The following is a 15,662-nucleotide window of genomic DNA, read 5'->3' as shown; positions in this document are numbered from 1 at the left end:
AAGGCTACGACGCCATCATCGACGCCGCGTGCCACGCCTGGCGCGAGCTCATCAAACGACCAAAGACCATCACTTCAATCGGGACGCGCCAATGGGCTCACGTCGGTCAATCAACATGACCGTTGGTATTAGATGCCGTTTGAGAGACTTGAATTTTTTTCCGTCCTCCAAGCATATGATATAGTCGGGGAAGACGGACCGCTTGCGATTGACCGCCGGAACGAGCTTAGATTCTGGCGGAGCAGGCGGTTGTACGATCCCCCTCAACGCAGAATTGACGCTAGCGATCAAGTCCGGAAGATCGGCGACAGGGATCGGGTTCTTCTGGACAAAGGCCGCGACGATATCTGCCGTAAGGCCCAACAAATCCACGCCTGGCTGTTCAGCATCCTCCTCATCCACGCTAATGTGCTCAGTATTTTCCTCATTCACGCCTGTCTGTTCAGTATTGTCGTCTTCTGCGATTGTCCGTTCTGTATTGTCTTCAGGCATAATCATGCTCCTTGCTTCTTGATAGCTTTCCTACTCGCTCCAACCGGAAAACCGACCTCGGAGAGCTCCTGGCTACGCGCTGGCTCAGGTCGGATATCTCGATATGACGTACTGACACCGATGACGGCATTTTGTCGCATGACCAGCTCTTCATTTCTCCCGTTTCCGGCGAATCCGGCTGCCCTTCGGGCCTCGTTTAGAAGGCGGGTGGATCTCGTTTTCACGGACAATTTCACCATGGAAACCTCACGCTACTATTGCGTTTTGCTCGGCAAGGGCTTGCGGCCACATTCGCCCGATTGATCTAGCCATGGGAGGGCGGCCGCGGCGCCGAGCGATCCCGGCTTCGGCTTCCTGGGAGGCCTCGGTAAGCGTTCGAATCTGCGACTAGTCACCATGAGCCTTCCGACCGCTCCCGGGGGCTGGAGGTTCGCCTTGTGGCGCACGGTCGACACCATCGCGAAAGCGAGCATGACTAGCGAGACGTGGCGATGCCACCCGTGCCAGGAACGGGTTTCGTTATGGTCGAGGCCCAGATCGTTCTTCGCCGTACGTAGGCCTTCTTCGATAATCCTGCAGCATTGGTGCACTGCGACAAGGGTTTCGATCTCGGTTCCCGCTGGAGACCATGTCGAAAAGTAGCTGAGAGCGCGGTTCGCATCGCGTCGGATCAAGAGCCCAGGGGTCCAGAGCCCGGAACGGGTTCTGTCATATTCCGCGACGTCCAAGTCAGTGAACGGGCAATAAGCCCATGATTCAGAGCCCTGGAGGGCCTCTCCCGGAGGCAAGCTCCGCCATAGGGAGGGATCGAGGTTCCGCGCGATATCTTCGGCTGTCCCTCCTTCTGGGACGCGATTTCGGCAAGAGAAGTGATGGTTGCCGTTAACGCTGAGCACATAGCCCTTGTACCAGCGTCGCAGGGCCATCTCGATGTCGGCGCCACCGAAGACGCGGTCAGATGCTACCCAGCTCAAGGGTACGTCGGCAGCGACGGCGCGTGCGATCATAACCAGTGCCAGGCGGGACTTTATTTCGAAAGTCGTGCCCGCAGGCACGTGGGCCTGCGCCAAGCGGGCAGGGTGATCCGTCCATGCCCTCGGAAGATACAGCGCGCGATCAATAAAAGCTTGCCCGTGCCGGGATACATAGGCCGCGAACACGCCGATCTGGCAGTTGGCCATCTTGCCCGTCGAGACGTTGAGCTGCCGCGCGACCCCGCAGGACGTCTTGCCCTGCTTGATGAACCCCGTCTCCTCGATCACGAGGACCGCTTCGTTGTCGCCCAGCGTTTTGAGCGCGTATTCGCGCACGATGTCGCGCAAAGCGTCCGCATCCCATTTGACCCTCCCCAAAATGGCCTGTTGGCGCCATGGCCCGGGGTCACCCGCAGCCTCGGCGCGCATCCAGCCGGTCTTGCGATGCTCGTCCCGGAGCAGGCCTTCAAGGAACAGTCCGGCCGAAATCGCCACACGTTCCTGAGGGAAAAGCCCCCTAATCAGGGACTTCACCTCGCGTAGTGCCGAGGCCCATATCTCCAGTGTCATTTCAATCGATTCAACCATTCTCAATACCTCCCCCTTGGCCACCCGGCACAAAATCGAAAAAAATAACTAATTCACATGTGAAACGCAATTGTAATACTTGGTCTCGCTCCTCGTTGTTTTTTACCGATAATAGTAATGCCGTGGCGACAATTTGGGTGCCGCACAACTCTCACATTCTCTTGTTCAGGACAAACTTGACTTAACAACCCGTGATTGCCATAACACCGACGCAGCAAAAAATGCAAGTATCGCTGTGAAGGATAAACGAGCGAATGGCTTCAGGGCTCGGGCAATAAAATTAGATATGTTTAATAAGCGTTGGATCGCAGCGGATAAGCAACCGATTGCGAAGAAGTAAATAGACGAAGCAGAAGGTGGAAACCTTATTTTGCAGCACTGATCGTCATTCCGTACTTCATGTATGCACGCATGAGGTGCTAAATGATCGCGTTTGTCAGTGCTATTTCTCAGTACGCAAGGGAGTTCCGTGGGCGCTGAAGTGACAACATGGCGTGAAATTACCTGCATCTCAGTACAGTCGATATCTGTTCACCTGCATCAGGCGGTTGCAGAAGAGTACTTTCGAGATGAAGATAAAGATCATCTGGGATGGCCGGGGTTGGATAGTGCGTGGCTTGCGAAGATTTATGGTCAACGTAAGGGAGACCTTTTCGAGAGGCTCACGCTTGCGACGGCGTATGCTGGTCAACGGGTGAGCATGGCCCACAAGATGCAAGAGAACAGGAATCGGGCTCGCCCCGTGCTGCGCCAAGGGCTTCGGCGGCAAGATCGTGAAAGAGACCGGTTGGCGCGATCAGATCTCGCCCATCTTCACTATCGCTGAAAGCCACACTATCGGGCCAAGATTGACCAACTCTTTGCCCCAGAGACTTTTGCCTTGGGCAATGCGACTTCAATCTTGCATTTAGGTATTGCTAATATAATATCAATAAGTGCGACGGGCACGCCATGGGTAAGTCGGGCAGGGGCATTGCATTAGTGGGGCTTGTCTTGGCTGGCGATGCTAACGCCCACATTGGTATACACACAAGACTGACCCTGTTCGTCATTTTAGGTGCTGCGGCAATCGAGATTGCCATCCAATCGATTCCAGCGACGTCAGACCTACTAAGGATGGCTACTACGTCAAACAACCCGAACCTTACTCTCGGAATGACCCGCCGACGGGAGAGTGGTTTGTCCCAAGGGACCGCGTCCAGGCCGCGCCGGATGAGCGGTATCATATGTGCGAGTCTTTAATGCCAACGTTTCGCGTCGGCAGGTACAAGATGAGATGGACGTGCTTCTTCGCGCCGCTTGGCACAGGTTCAATCACGAGCGGCGAACATCGGCCATGAGGTTCATCGCCCTGCAGGATACGAAGCAATTGGGAAGGTATGCTGCCCGTCCTGCGAATTTCGCGGGGGAGGGATCGCGCCTTCGCAATGTCGACGGGAACTTGGAGAGCTTTCGATAGAGGGAGTTATCTCTCTCAGACAGCTTAGCCGGCCCCAAGGCATTCCGGCTAACCGATGGTCCAGTCTTCGGCGTCGAACAGCTGCATCAGGTTGATGCAGGGTATTTTCATGGCGTTACAGACGCCGGGGATCTTGCGTAAGCTGTCCACGCCGGTTTCCTCGGTGACGAGCGTGTGGCCCAACACCTCGGACGTGGCAATGACAAAGCTATCGGCGGCAAACTTCTCTTTGCCGGCGGCGACCAGGCCTTTGTAGGTGTTCAGCACATGCTGGACGCGCTGCTGGATCGCTTGGTCGGGCGCGACAAACATGTCCGCGCGGTCTTTCAGCCAGTCATGCAGCTCCGGGGAGCGTTTCTCGCATTCGGCCTGGACCAGAAGGGCGAAACCAGGCGGCCCTGACCGATCAGCTTGTCAAACTCGTCCCACAATCTGGGGAAGCGCTTGGGCTTGTAACGTTCGTACCAGGCGGCGATCAGGGCCGATGTGTCGATGCAATAAATCGTCGCCACGTAGCGCTACCCTGCAAGGCCGAAGGCGGCGCGTTCGATGTTCGGAACGGCAGTCACCTGCATATTGAGGTGGCTTGCAACGTCGCGCAGCGTCAACTGGCGATCGTAGTAGCCCTGCAACACCAAGCGAGTGAAGCTACGACCTAGCTGGCTGAGCACGACCAGATGACGCTCGGGACCTCCGCTACTCTTTTTCTCGGCCAAGGCATCATACTCGGCTTGGAAGCTCGCACGGCGGCTTTCATAGAATGCCTGTGTGGTGCGGCCGAGGCCCAGCAAACGGCGCAAAATGACTTCGCGGCTGACGCCGAAGCGGCCGGCCAGCGCGGCCAGCTCGTCGTCGTCCCAGGTCTTCACCTGGCCCTTGGTGCGTACCAAATGCTCGCTTAGCAACCAGTCGCTCGGAACCAGAGCGGCGCCGGCGACCGCGTTGCAGAATTGCTCTACGACGGCGCTGGCGGGCTCGGGTGCGACGAAATCCAGACCGCTGATACCGCTGGCCCTGACGACCAGATGGCAGAATTCGTGCAATAGGGTGAAAGTGCGCCCGTTGGTGCGATCCTTGGAATTGATCAGGATGATCGGCAGTTTGGGTTCTGCGACCGCTACGCCCCGCATTTCGGTCAATGCCAAGCGCGGCACCATGAAGACCAGCACATCCTTGGTTTCAATGGCAGTGCGCCAGTTATCGAAAGCCTTGGCGCGCCACGTCTGCTGGTCGACCTGCTTGATGCCAAGATAGGTCCGGATCGCCGCCCCAACGGTCTCTACGTTGTCTTTGACGGCGGCCTGCAGTTTGAACGGCTGAACCGGCTCGCCCAAATCATTGCGGAGCTCGAGCGCCAATTCACGTCTCTCCCTGGCCTGGCGGATCGCCCATTCCAGACCGGACTTGAAGGCGTCCTCTGGCGTCTCGCGAAGGCGCCGGAAATCCTGAATCGGCTGAAATCCGACCGGAGGCTCATTCAGATAGAAGATTGCGGGTGCGCGCTTGTAAAAGTTCGCCGCGGCCAGAAACTGCGGGAAGGTCAGGTGCTTGTCGCCGGCCTCGCAGGCCTGCAGCTTGTCGGCGGATATGCCAATACCCTCGGCCGCCGCCTCGGGGCTGAGGCGGGCCTGTTCCCGGACCCATCGCAGGATGGCCGGATTGATATAGGCGAGGGTGCTTTTCGTCATGGTCGCGCTTACTCTATCACAGCTGTCAACATGGCCGCCGCACCTCTTGTTCCAGTTAACGCCGTTGGATCGTGGTGGCGTTGCATCCCGGTCATACTCGAAAGGATGTCGCAAGGGCTAGGCGTGGCGGGCCACGGGACCGTTTTTGGCGTTCTCCCGCCCCATGCGATCTTCTCTCCGGTGATCCTCGTATCGGGGTGCAACTGACGCGAACCCGGTCGTGGTGCTCTCGCCCGGATCGTCGTCGTTTTCCCAGTCGCACAGGCCAGCCCTGGCCCCGTACCTTAAAAGGGCCGCGGTAAAGTTGGTCCCGCACAGCGCCGTCCATTTGCGTTGACTCGCGTGCTGCCTGCCTTTGCAGGGTCGCTTCCTGTCGACTTTCGCCGATGCCGCGCGGTTTGGCTTTTCGGCGTTCCGTCCATGCTCATTGCGGCGCGCTTTCCTCAATATTGCCGCGATCGTTCGGCCGGCGCGCCGCCCGGTCAAACCCCGCCCGCACCACTGCCGCCGAGGCGGGACCGTGTTAGGGCCTGACCGGCCGGCTCAATCGCCCGACCCAGCTTCTCCGCGTCTTGAAAAAACCCAACGCAAAAGGAGCAAGGTCATGTCGGACACCAACGAAACCCCGCGGCAGGATGTCTACAGCCGCATCACCAACCAGATCATCGAAGCCCTTGAGCAGGGCGTGAAACCCTGGACGCAGCCCTGGAGTGCCGCCCATGCCGCCGGCCACGTCTCCCGACCGCTGCGCCACAACAGCCAGCCTTACGCCGGCATCAACGTCCTGACGCTCTGGGCGTCCGCGATGACCGCGCATTACGCCGCGCCGATCTGGATGACCTTCAAGCAGGCCATCGAGATGGGCGGCCGTGTCCGCAAGGGCGAGAAGGTCTCTCCCGTCGTGTATGCCGACACCATGCGGCGCACCGAGACCGACGAGGCCACCGGCGATGAGGCCGAGCGCTTCATCCCGTTCCTAAAGGCCTACACGGTCTTCAATGTCGAGCAGGTGGACGGGCTGCCGGCTCACTTCTATGCCCGTGCCGAAAGCGTCCGGAACCCGGATGAGCGCATCGCTCATGCCGAAGCCTTCTTTGCCGCGACGCGCGCCGACATCCGGCATGGCGGCGACTGCGCCTATTACAGCCCGGCTCTCGACGTTATCCAGATGGCCGCCTTCGAAGCCTTCCGGGATGCGCAAGCCCACTACGCCACGCTTGCCTAACACGAGGCCACGCATTGGACCCGGCACGCTACGCGCCTTGACCGTGACTTCGGTCGAAAGCGGTTCGGAGACGACGGCTATGCCCGCGAGGAGCTGGTCCGAGCTGGGTGCCGCGTTCCTGTGCGCCGACCTGGGGCTGCGCCTCGAGGATCGCGACGACCATGCCGCCTATATCGGCCACTGGCTGTCCGTGCTGAAGGACGACAAGCGAGCGATCTTCGCTGCCGCCGCGCACGCGCAGCGCGCCGCAGACTAGCTGTCGCGCTTCAGCGCCGCCCACGAAGCAGCCGCCGCATGAGCGGCGGCCTTCTGGACCGAAGCGCACGGCAACGTGCGGCCGCGAGCCGCCTCGGCGACACTGACTGTCATGTTATGCCTCGGCGTGTGTATCGGCGCGCAAGAGGAGATCGTCAAAAATAACGCCGGCCTCATGGCTAATGGCTGACAGGGCGACTTGATAGCGTGCATATTCACCGGGCGCGAATTCCACTCCGAACCGATCGACGACGTCTTTCTGGGAAAGCCTGAAGCCGTAGGTGCGCAGGGACCGGCGACCGTTGGTATCGCGCGCCGAGACCGCAACCACCTTCCAGAAGACGAGAGGATACTGCACCACGCCGGTTCCAAAATCCTCAGGCGGATCGTTCGCCTCCAAGATCGGTCCCGCTATGATGCAGGCGCGCGTGTCACCTGATTGTAAGTCGCGTTGAATGTGGTTTTCGAAACCGCCCCACAAGCCTTGAACTCCCGGCCATTGCTTTCCCGGTTGGGAGCGGTTGAAGGCCGCGTGCTGCGGCGTGCAATTTGAGAAGTGAAACGTGTCGGAATTGGCAAACTCGATTTCCGTCGGCGTATCACCCCAGGCATTGTCTTCCCTGCGCACGATATGGCCCCGGTCGATCTGTTTGGCGGGCTCATAGATGTCGGGATCGCCCAACTGGTATTTCTGGGGGATTCGCGGGTCAAACACCCAACGATCTTGACCGAAGAAGGCGCGGCCGCTGGAGGTCCTTTTCGATGCATCGTAGTCGACATTGACCGCCGACCACATCTGCATGCGCCGGGAAGCGTTCATCGCCAGGCTGAAGTGATGGTACTTGAGCACGACGATCTGGCCATTTTCCTTGTACATCTCCTGGTCCCGCTCCTGCGAAATGCGAGGCAGCGGCACCGCGATATCGTTTTCGAGAAAATCAGGGTTGTAGCCTTCTCGATCGTCGTAGTTGGGGTCGAAGCGCAGTGCCTTCTCGAGCGCCTCGTCTGCCGCGCTCTCGGCCGTCGCCAGTGGAAGCTGCGATGCCGGCACGCCGCTACCAATGAAAATCGTCACTGGTCCGGAAAAATTCATGGTAACGCCGCCCATTGCGTTTCCTTTCACGTTTGCGAAAATTTTGGAGGGATCAGGTAGCAGAGGATTAAGCGCTTCTGGCGCGCGAGGCGTCGCTAGCTTCGCGACCTCATCGGTAGGATCGGTCGTGTTGGCCAGCAATTCGTCCAAAAGGCGTTTGGAGGAGGGCGTCGTCGGCACAAGTCCGCCGAAGGCCTTGACCAACGCACTTATGCGCACACCCTCATTCGCGATCCAATCTATCCCCTCATCCGGCTGGCCAGGTGACCATGCCGAACCGTCCTTATTGAGAATAGTATTGCCTCGCATTTTCGGGATTGAGGCGTGGTGCAAACCGACTACCTCCCATATTTCCGAGGAGCAGGGTGAGCCCGACGATCCACCCTCAGTGTCGGTCTCGTACCGGAGGAAACCGTCGTCCCGCAGTTCGAGCAGCCGGCAATTCTCCATCGCATAGCGTTTTGGCCCGCCATCAGGATATTCGATCATCCGGATCGGCATTCCTGGCAGGATCTTTGACCGCGATCCATTGATCGCCAGGAAGTTGACGGAAGAAAGAAGCTCGCCAGTGACCGCCTTCGGCTCCACCGCGACGATCGCGAAATCGAGATCCTCCGCCGAGAAGAAAAGCGCATCCGGATCGAACTCAAAAATAATGCCTCGAGTGACACCCGATGCCGTTTGATCGTGAAGAAAGTTGGCGCCTGTTCCTCGAACCGAGCCGGGATCCGGAAACACATGCCTGTTGGTCAGAAGAATGTTGGGTGAAATCATGAACCCGGTCGCAAACCCGACAGGATCGACCTTCGGATCGACGTTGATCACGATGCGCGCGACCGGCAGGCCAGCGGCTCGAGCAGCATCGTCCGGCGGCAAGGTGTACCAGTCAAGGGTGGGGCCGATCTTGCGCTCGACGAACACCGGAAGACGGCCTTGAGCCTTCAATTCGCTCGCCTGAACGAAGCTCGAACGGCGAGCGTCGTAGCGCGCCTGTTCCGATGGCGTCACTTGCGTCGTCGCAGGCGTCGGCGGCTGCGTTTTCCATCGCTTTGCCGCTGCAATCATTACCGCGAGGCGGCGCTCGTCGAATAAATTAGTCGCGGCCATGTAGGCTCTTCCTTCCAACGGCCTCAATAAGGAATGACGATGGACTTTGTTTGTGGATGGCGATTGAGAGATACGACTTCATACGACAAACGCTCAAGCAGCGAAATGTTTAAGCGGCTAACAACTTTTCACACGAAGGCCTTTCGACCAGCGATGCTGCTCTGTCAATTTCTTAAAAAGTTCCAGCCTCCTCTTACATCACTAAGCAATAAAGAGTAATGTGTGGTCAATGTAAAGAATAGAGTTCTCAACTAAGTTCCTCGCGCGGGATCGCTTTTTCGGCTGTCTTTTGGCAGCAGGAGCTTCGACGCCGGCCTCCGCATGGGGACCTGAAGATCATTCGATCACGTAGAGAACACAAAGCGGTGACATTCAGCGACGCCGCTTCAGCAGGTGCAAAGCATTCTTGGGGGAGACGTCCATGGCATCGCGTACCAGACCTGGCATGAAGTTGCGTGTCGCTCACTTAGCCGTCGCAACCCGCCGGTTCGTTCCGGTCCTTCTCATTTTACTTAGCGTGTCGGGCTGCGAAAAAAATCTCTTCCAGGCGCCAGACCATGGTGGCACTGCCGATGTGCCGCCGGCACCCGTTTCGGACAGCGCTCTCACGCTGGTGGCGCAAATCCCGTACGAGACGTTAGTGCAAGCAGCACAATCGAAGATACCGCAATCCGTTCCAGTGCAAGGAAATGGTCAAATTGGATGTGTCGGTATTCCTCATATTAATCCCGGATACGTCGGACATCATACCGAATGCAAATGGATCGGTGTCCGCGTTTGTGCTGAAGTGCCAGACATTACCGCTCCGAGCATTGGCACTACGAACCAATGCGCCGACTATCATTGGCATGCTGATATCAAAACTGATGGCCCTCTTGTCGTGACCCAGGCGGGCAATGGCGTTCACGTCGAACAGCCGCTGTTTGTCAGCGGTCAGGCCGGCGTAGGCGGCGACCTTGCCAGATTGCTTTCGCTTTCGGGAAAGAACTTCGAGGCTCGGCTGGTCCCCGGCGTCGATCTGCAGTTCGATATGAACGATAAGTGGTGCCCCGTGCTCTCGGGAACCCCAACCGGCAGATGGGTGAGCAGTGCTTCGGTGGAAGTCGTTGGCAAAAACTGCCTCGGCTTTGATTTTGGAAACCTGGGGCATCCCCAAGTTTGCGCAGGGCCAATCAATCTGGGACTGGCCGACGTGTTGAACGGCCAGATCAATGACCACCGTGCCAAGATACAGGATGCCATTTCCAAAGCTTTACCCTGTGATGCGCTTCGGTCAAAGGTGGAGGCCCAATGGCACGCCTTTTCGATCAAGATCGATCGACGGGACAGCACGCCCGTCTATCTCAACATCGTCCCCACAGCGGCGAGCTTTTCGGGCCTGGTCGGTGAAGCGCAAGGCATGAAGATGACCGTGCGTGTCGCGGCAAAGACCAGTCTTGCAGCAGAGCCAGTTCCCACACAGTCCCTGTCTCTGCCGCCTTTGGGCAAAACATCAGCCGATCGAAGTCAAGCCGATATCACGCTGCAAGCAACTGCTGCCTATGGATTGCTATTAGACGAGCTGTCAAAGAACCTTAAGGGTCGCGATTTCGCGACCGTCCTGGACAACGCCTTCTGGAAGGCGGCACAATCCTTGTTCGAAACCCAGATCCTCGCAGATTTAGAGGCTCATTCGAGAATCGATCTCAATAAGCAGATCAACGACGCGTCCGATGAGATTTTGAAGGCCGTTCACAATACCAACGTTCCGGGATTGAAGATTTCCGCTGACACGCCGTCGATCGAACTTCTCGATATCACTGTCGGGCCAAAGAACCTGATTGCCAGTGCCCGGCTCAAAATGAATTTCGATATGGCGCTATCAGCTGATCTAGTAGGTCAGTAGCCCGTCTGCCGAACGAGCCGGGGCCACCCATAACGAACAAGAGGTGCAAATGACGCAATCGCAGCTTAGCAAAGTTTGGTTTGTGGTCAGCGCGCTCCTTCTCTATTACGCCCTGAATTCCTGGGTGGTCGCGCAAGGCGGGGAAGAGATATTCGGGGCAAAGCTGGTCATGAAGGCGAGGGTGCCTGCAGTAATGATCGCAATCCCGATATGTTCGATTTTACTCGCACTAACCTCACTCATTGGACGCGTCTACGCTCTACGCGGCGGCTCGCAATGGCATGAGCGGATACCCGTTGTCGGCTTCGACGCAATCGACACGGGCTCGCGTGAGGGCCGCGTCTATCAAGGCGCGATGATTGTAGTCTTCTCTCTGCTACCCGCGATCGCGCTGGTCTATTTCTGGTGTACGTTTCTCTCCGCGACGGTAATGCTGAACGACGGCAAGAAGGACCCCGGCGCCAGCGTGTGGGATTGGTCGCAGCTCCGGACGCTGAACGATCCCGCACGTATCTGCACTGATTTTCACAAGGAATTGGCCGATCCGTGTGTCGGCAATGCGACTGTGCTGCCGGGCCTTGAGCCAACAATCTTTGGTGCGCTATCCCTCGCGGGCATTGTTGCGCTCGCGATGCACTGGCGTGCTGTGGCGACGGCTCAACGGCGGCAGCTCCCACCAATTACGACCCGCCGCAGGTAAGCGAGGCTGCAAGTCTACGCGCTGCTGCCGAGCTTCAGCTAAATTAGGGAGGACTATCCACAAACTTCTTCTTCGGTCATCCGCCGCCAATTCTCGAATGGGCACGGCCGGGCCAGAAGAACCAGCAGCACCAGGATCGTTTTCACATCGGTCTTCCCTCGTCAGCGAACTCAGGCGGCACTGAAGGGAGCGGCCGCCGGCTCCGCGCCGGAAAAACCGGAAGCTCCCAATCCAGCTGTGTCCGTCAGGAGATCGGTCACGCCGGACTACATTATCTGCCTGGATGACGGGAAGAAGTTCAAGTCGCTGAAGCGGCATCTGTCGACCCACTACGGTCTGACGCCGGACGAATACCGTGTCAAATGGGGCTTGCCTTCTGACTATCCGATGGTCGCGCCAAACTACGCCGCGGCGCGCTCGGCATTGGCCAAGAGCATGGGCCTCGGCCGTAAACCCAAGGAGCCGGAAGCGTCCGCGCCTGCGAAGCGGACCCGCACGAACGGCACAGCCTGATTGATAGCCCGCGGTCGTTCTGGCGCGCACAGCAGTCAAACTCAACTCCGACGAAAAAAGGCGGGGAGCCCCCGCCTTCTTGCAACGTCTTTTCCATTCCCGATGGGCTGACAGCAGTCGGCTGCTCTTGTTGAGCGGCTGTCAGTCCCGTCCGCCACCTACTGCGTCCTCCCGGCTTGGGCCGGGACACGGGAGAGTCAGCCTGCTTTGCTGAGGTTGCCGGCCGACGACTTGCCGGTGCGCCGGTCCTGCTCAACTTCATAATTGATCTTCTGACCATCGGCGAGGGTCGAAAGACCGGCACGCTCGACAGCGGAAATATGGACAAACACATCCGGACCACCACCATCGGGTTGAATGAAGCCGAAGCCCTTGGTGCTGTTGAACCACTTCACGGTTCCAGTCGCCATCTATAGTATTCCTTCACAACGAAATTGCAGAATGGCCTGGCAACAAGCCAAGCCGGTTCTTATTGAGACTGGGAAATAAACGCAGCAAACGGTAGAAATCGCAAGGCCTGATCGTTCGACCGAAAATCAACACCGCCGGGTAGCAGACGGCCGGGCCACAAGCCCATTTTCGAGGTTCGATCGCTGCGACGCGCCGGCCTTTCCACATTGTCGCCAACCGCCGGGCAATGCACGTACCGGACCGCGCCATCCCTATGATACCATGCTCTATGGCCATTGGCTCGACATCGCGTCCTCGGCACCTGCCGGAAAAGGGGTTTCCAGCCTACGCGTACTTGCCCGGCAGGCATCCGCATCCCGTCCGCGATCCCGCTGGACATAGCTATCAGATCCATTCCTGTGGGGCCTCGACCTCGTCAATCACGGTTATTACTGGGAAGCACGCAGCGAACTCAATTCTGTTCCACTCTGTTGATGATACAACGTTAGATTGATATGTGATTTATAATGCAACTTTCGACACGAAGTTGCGGGACACGGAACCGATAGCCTCTGCACTCGTCACAGTGACGGTGTCGAACGAGCGTTTGTTACCTTCGATGTGCGCCCGCACCTGCTGTGCCGCGCGGCTGCGTGTCCGCAGCGTGGAGGCCGGGATCAGCGAGACCGCACCGTCATCCCATGTAACGGAGAGAAGGCTGCGCGCGGCAGTGACCTTGAGCTCAAGAGGTGTCACGTCATTCCCTGGTGGTTCGCCCCATCTTAGGGAACAGCGGAACGTGGACACGAAAAAAATTGCCTGCCTGAAGTTGCTCTTTGACCCCGCGATAAGTCCGGCTCGCTACCATGCGGCCGTGCTTATGGGTTCGGACGCCGTAATCAGCCACGCAATCTCGCGAAGTCCGTTACCGTGAAGGGCTTCGTGTCGCCACCAGCCTCGCCGAGTCAGCAGTGAATTCGCTTGTCGGCAAACGCATGGTCAAGAAGCAGCAGATGCGCTGGTCTCTCCACGGTGCAGACATGCTCATGCAGGTCAGGACGGCGGAGATCAATGGCGAACTTCGCGATCGGCTGCGGGCACCGTTCCGACAGCCAGAACCGAACGTGCCTCCATTATTCAAGCCCAAACCGCCCCTTCTGCGCGCCGCCTAACCCCAGAGAAGTTACCGGTCTCCTAAGGCCTTGATATCATTACGCCGAGGAGTCTCATTATTAAATGCAGCGCGACATGTATGCCGCGTGTCGCCTTGGGCCACCTCCCAACAGATAGCGCCCTGCCGGTGGGGAGGACACCGGCAGGACGCACCGCCACACATCGCGACTGTGTGGCGGCAGGACATCGGCGCAAGCGTGGCTCTAGATAGTCTCCGCTGGGTTTGATGCTCAATTCCCCCCCTACCCGACTTCGAACGTCACACCTTGGGCGAGGGGAAGGCTGCGACCGTAATTAACCGTGTTGGTGGCCCGGCGCATATATGCTTTCCAAGCGTCCGAGCCGGATTCCCGGCCTCCGCCAGTTTCCTTTTCGCCCCCGAATGCCCCACCGATTTCGGCGCCGGAGGGGCCGATGTTCACATTGGCGATGCCACAGTCGGAACCTCGCGCAGACAGAAAAGTCTCGGCCTCGCGCAGATCATTGGTAAAGATCGACGATGACAGACCTTGCGGCACGCCGTTGTGCAGCCGAAGCGCTTCATCGAAATCGCTGTAGCGGATCACGTAGAGGATGGGGGCGAAGGTCTCTTTTTCAACCGAACCGGTCTGCTTGGGCATCTCGACCAGCGCAGGGCGGACATAATAGGCGTTGTTGCCAAAGCCGGCATCGACCCGCTCGCCGCCGAAGACCTTGCCGCCAGTGGCCTTCGTCTCGGAAAGCGCCGCCTGGTGTGCGTCGAAAGCTGCCTTGTCAATCAAGGGGCCGATGAGGTTTCCGGATTCGAGAGGGTTGCCAACCGACACGGAGGCATAAGCCTTCTTCAGTCGCGCAATGAAGCTATCATAGACACTGTCATGCACGAACAAGCGCCGCAGCGAGGTGCAGCGTTGCCCGGCGGTGCCCATCGCTGCGAAGGCGATGCCGCGCAGGGTCAGGTCTAGATCTGCGGTGGCGGTGACGATTGCTGCATTGTTTCCCCCCAGCTCCAGGATTGAGCGACCGAAGCGGGTGGCGACGCGGGGGCCGACAGCGCGGCCCATTGCCGTCGAGCCGGTGGCGGAGATCAGCGGCACCTTCGGATGGTCGACCAGAACCGCGCCGATATCGCGGGTCCCGATCAGAATGCTTGCCAAGCCCTCCGGGACGCTCCCACCTTCCCGCTGGAAGCGTTTGACCGCACGGTTAAGCAGGGCCTGAGCCGCCAGTGCGCTCAGCGGCGTCTTCTCCGACGGCTTCCAGACGATGGAATTCCCGCAGACCAGCGCAAGCGCCGCGTTCCACGACCAGACGGCGACAGGGAAGTTGAATGCTGAGATGATGCCGGTGACGCCGAGCGGATGCCAGGTTTCCATCATGCGGTGCTCGGCACGCTCGGTAGCAATCGTCAGGCCGTACAACTGACGCGACAGGCCCACGGCGAAGTCGCAAATGTCGATCATCTCCTGGACCTCACCCAGGCCCTCCGAGGTAATCTTGCCTACTTCTATCGAGACGAGACGTCCGAGGTCACCCTTGGCCGCCCTGAGCTCCTCGCCAAGTAGACGGATCAGTTCGCCGCGCTTCGGCGCGGGCACCAGTCGCCACTCGAGGAAGGCCGAGTGCGCGCTTTCAATCGCTTCGCTGGCGGTTGTGGCATCGACTGTCTTCACTCGCGCTAGCGTCTCGCCCGAGATGGGTGATCTCACGGCGAGTTCGCCCTCGTTAAAGGCGGCGACCTCGACCCCGCAACGAGCGAGGATCGTGGCCACCTCGCCGGCGAGGGAGGGATCGATGATCTGTGTGGCGTGGGAAGTCATGGTGTTTCCTCCGGTGTTAGGGATTTGGCATCGCCACCACCGCGGCGGCAGGTGGGCGATCTAAAATTCGATCCTCGCAAGCGCGTTGGGCATCGAGGGGGCAGAGCGGGCTTGTCTCCCGGCCAAGTGCTCGACAAGGGCCTCGGCCGGATGGCGAGCCAGCGATGCGCTTGGTTTGGCAGCGGCACGAGAAGCCGGTGACAAGAGCGTGAATTTCTCCTTTCGGCAAGCGCCCGCCCAGCTTGTCGCAAAGAGCAGCTCCGAGAGTGCAGCGTGCCCCCGTTCGCGCCCGACCAGGCCGGCCATTCCGCAACATCCGGT

At 58.9% G+C, this 15,662-nt stretch carries 12 protein-coding genes and 2 pseudogenes; 5 read left to right on the top strand and 9 right to left on the bottom strand.

Going from position 1 to position 15,662, the window contains the following annotated elements:
• Nucleotides 1-69: 69 nt before the first annotated feature.
• From CKW40_RS45660 to CKW40_RS37340, 5 genes and pseudogenes are all read right to left on the bottom strand, one after another.
• On the bottom strand, nucleotides 70-492 hold the full coding sequence (locus CKW40_RS45660) for a MucR family transcriptional regulator (RefSeq protein ID WP_095204682.1): 423 nt from the start codon (nucleotides 490-492) through the stop codon (nucleotides 70-72).
• 401 nt (nucleotides 493-893) lie between these two features.
• Nucleotides 894-2,054, bottom strand: a pseudogene (locus tag CKW40_RS37355) (IS701 family transposase); the annotation flags it as partial.
• A gap of 1,507 nt (nucleotides 2,055-3,561) precedes the next feature.
• The gene (locus CKW40_RS45500) at nucleotides 3,562-3,843 is read right to left on the bottom strand and encodes a DUF4411 family protein (RefSeq protein ID WP_280175427.1); all 282 of its coding nucleotides are present in this window, start codon (nucleotides 3,841-3,843) and stop codon (nucleotides 3,562-3,564) included.
• Nucleotides 3,840-4,025 (bottom strand): DUF4411 family protein, encoded by a 186-nt coding sequence (locus CKW40_RS45495; protein WP_280175425.1) that lies wholly within the window; start codon nucleotides 4,023-4,025, stop codon nucleotides 3,840-3,842. The genes CKW40_RS45500 and CKW40_RS45495 overlap by 4 nt, the downstream gene beginning before the upstream one ends.
• 6 nt (nucleotides 4,026-4,031) lie before the next feature.
• Nucleotides 4,032-5,201: an ImmA/IrrE family metallo-endopeptidase gene (locus tag CKW40_RS37340; protein WP_095204675.1), complete on the bottom strand. Its 1,170-nt coding sequence runs from the start codon at nucleotides 5,199-5,201 to the stop codon at nucleotides 4,032-4,034.
• Nucleotides 5,202-5,805: 604 nt separating this feature from the next.
• Between CKW40_RS37340 and CKW40_RS37335 the strand changes: the two are divergent.
• Nucleotides 5,806-6,682, top strand: a pseudogene (locus CKW40_RS37335) (ArdC family protein).
• Between the two features lie 114 nt (nucleotides 6,683-6,796).
• On the opposite strand, the gene CKW40_RS37330 reads toward CKW40_RS37335, so the two are convergent.
• Nucleotides 6,797-8,881, bottom strand: a complete 2,085-nt coding sequence (locus CKW40_RS37330; RefSeq protein WP_095204674.1) for a DNA/RNA non-specific endonuclease — start codon at nucleotides 8,879-8,881, stop codon at nucleotides 6,797-6,799.
• A 421-nt stretch (nucleotides 8,882-9,302) separates the two neighbouring features.
• On the opposite strand from CKW40_RS37330, the gene CKW40_RS37325 reads away from it, so the two are divergent.
• The 3 genes from CKW40_RS37325 (at nucleotide 9,303) to CKW40_RS37315 (ending at nucleotide 11,979) form a co-directional block, all read left to right on the top strand.
• Nucleotides 9,303-10,766, top strand: coding sequence for a DUF4403 family protein (locus CKW40_RS37325; protein ID WP_095204673.1), 1,464 nt, complete (start codon nucleotides 9,303-9,305; stop codon nucleotides 10,764-10,766).
• Nucleotides 10,767-10,815: 49 nt separating this feature from the next.
• Nucleotides 10,816-11,466, top strand: coding sequence for a hypothetical protein (locus CKW40_RS37320; RefSeq protein WP_095204672.1), 651 nt, complete (start codon nucleotides 10,816-10,818; stop codon nucleotides 11,464-11,466).
• Nucleotides 11,467-11,601: 135 nt separating this feature from the next.
• Complete coding sequence (locus tag CKW40_RS37315) at nucleotides 11,602-11,979, top strand: Ros/MucR family transcriptional regulator (protein WP_280175426.1); 378 nt, start codon at nucleotides 11,602-11,604, stop codon at nucleotides 11,977-11,979.
• Between the two features lie 197 nt (nucleotides 11,980-12,176).
• On the opposite strand, the gene CKW40_RS37310 is transcribed toward CKW40_RS37315, so the two are convergent.
• Nucleotides 12,177-12,389, bottom strand: a complete 213-nt coding sequence (locus CKW40_RS37310) for a cold-shock protein (RefSeq protein WP_095204670.1) — start codon at nucleotides 12,387-12,389, stop codon at nucleotides 12,177-12,179.
• A 502-nt stretch (nucleotides 12,390-12,891) separates the two neighbouring features.
• Nucleotides 12,892-13,125, bottom strand: coding sequence for a gamma-butyrobetaine hydroxylase-like domain-containing protein (locus tag CKW40_RS37305; protein ID WP_179298253.1), 234 nt, complete (start codon nucleotides 13,123-13,125; stop codon nucleotides 12,892-12,894).
• Nucleotides 13,126-13,340: 215 nt separating this feature from the next.
• Between CKW40_RS37305 and CKW40_RS37300 the strand changes: the two genes are divergently transcribed.
• On the top strand, nucleotides 13,341-13,541 hold the full coding sequence (locus tag CKW40_RS37300; protein ID WP_095204668.1) for a hypothetical protein: 201 nt from the start codon (nucleotides 13,341-13,343) through the stop codon (nucleotides 13,539-13,541).
• Nucleotides 13,542-13,784: 243 nt separating this feature from the next.
• On the opposite strand, the gene amaB is transcribed toward CKW40_RS37300, so the two are convergent.
• The gene (gene amaB, locus CKW40_RS37295; RefSeq protein WP_095204667.1) at nucleotides 13,785-15,341 is read right to left on the bottom strand and encodes an L-piperidine-6-carboxylate dehydrogenase; all 1,557 of its coding nucleotides are present in this window, start codon (nucleotides 15,339-15,341) and stop codon (nucleotides 13,785-13,787) included.
• Nucleotides 15,342-15,662 lie beyond the last annotated feature (321 nt).

Source organism: Mesorhizobium carmichaelinearum, assembly GCF_900199455.1.
In the GTDB taxonomy this organism is placed as follows: Bacteria; Pseudomonadota; Alphaproteobacteria; order Rhizobiales; family Rhizobiaceae; genus Mesorhizobium; species Mesorhizobium carmichaelinearum.
The sequence above is the reverse complement of the archived record's forward strand: the minus strand, read 5'-3'. Positions and strand labels throughout refer to the sequence as shown.

Bases quoted from the DNA above. Each gene is read 5' to 3' on its own strand.
- CKW40_RS45660 (WP_095204682.1), bottom strand. From the start codon at position 492: ATGCCTGAAGACAATACAGAACGGACAATCGCAGAAGACGACAATACT.
- CKW40_RS37340 (WP_095204675.1), bottom strand. From the start codon at position 5,201: ATGACGAAAAGCACCCTCGCCTATATCAATCCGGCCATCCTGCGATGG.
- CKW40_RS37330 (WP_095204674.1), bottom strand. From the start codon at position 8,881: ATGGCCGCGACTAATTTATTCGACGAGCGCCGCCTCGCGGTAATGATT.
- CKW40_RS37325 (WP_095204673.1), top strand. From the start codon at position 9,303: ATGGCATCGCGTACCAGACCTGGCATGAAGTTGCGTGTCGCTCACTTA.
- CKW40_RS37320 (WP_095204672.1), top strand. From the start codon at position 10,816: ATGACGCAATCGCAGCTTAGCAAAGTTTGGTTTGTGGTCAGCGCGCTC.
- CKW40_RS37310 (WP_095204670.1), bottom strand. From the start codon at position 12,389: ATGGCGACTGGAACCGTGAAGTGGTTCAACAGCACCAAGGGCTTCGGC.
- amaB (WP_095204667.1), bottom strand. From the start codon at position 15,341: ATGACTTCCCACGCCACACAGATCATCGATCCCTCCCTCGCCGGCGAG.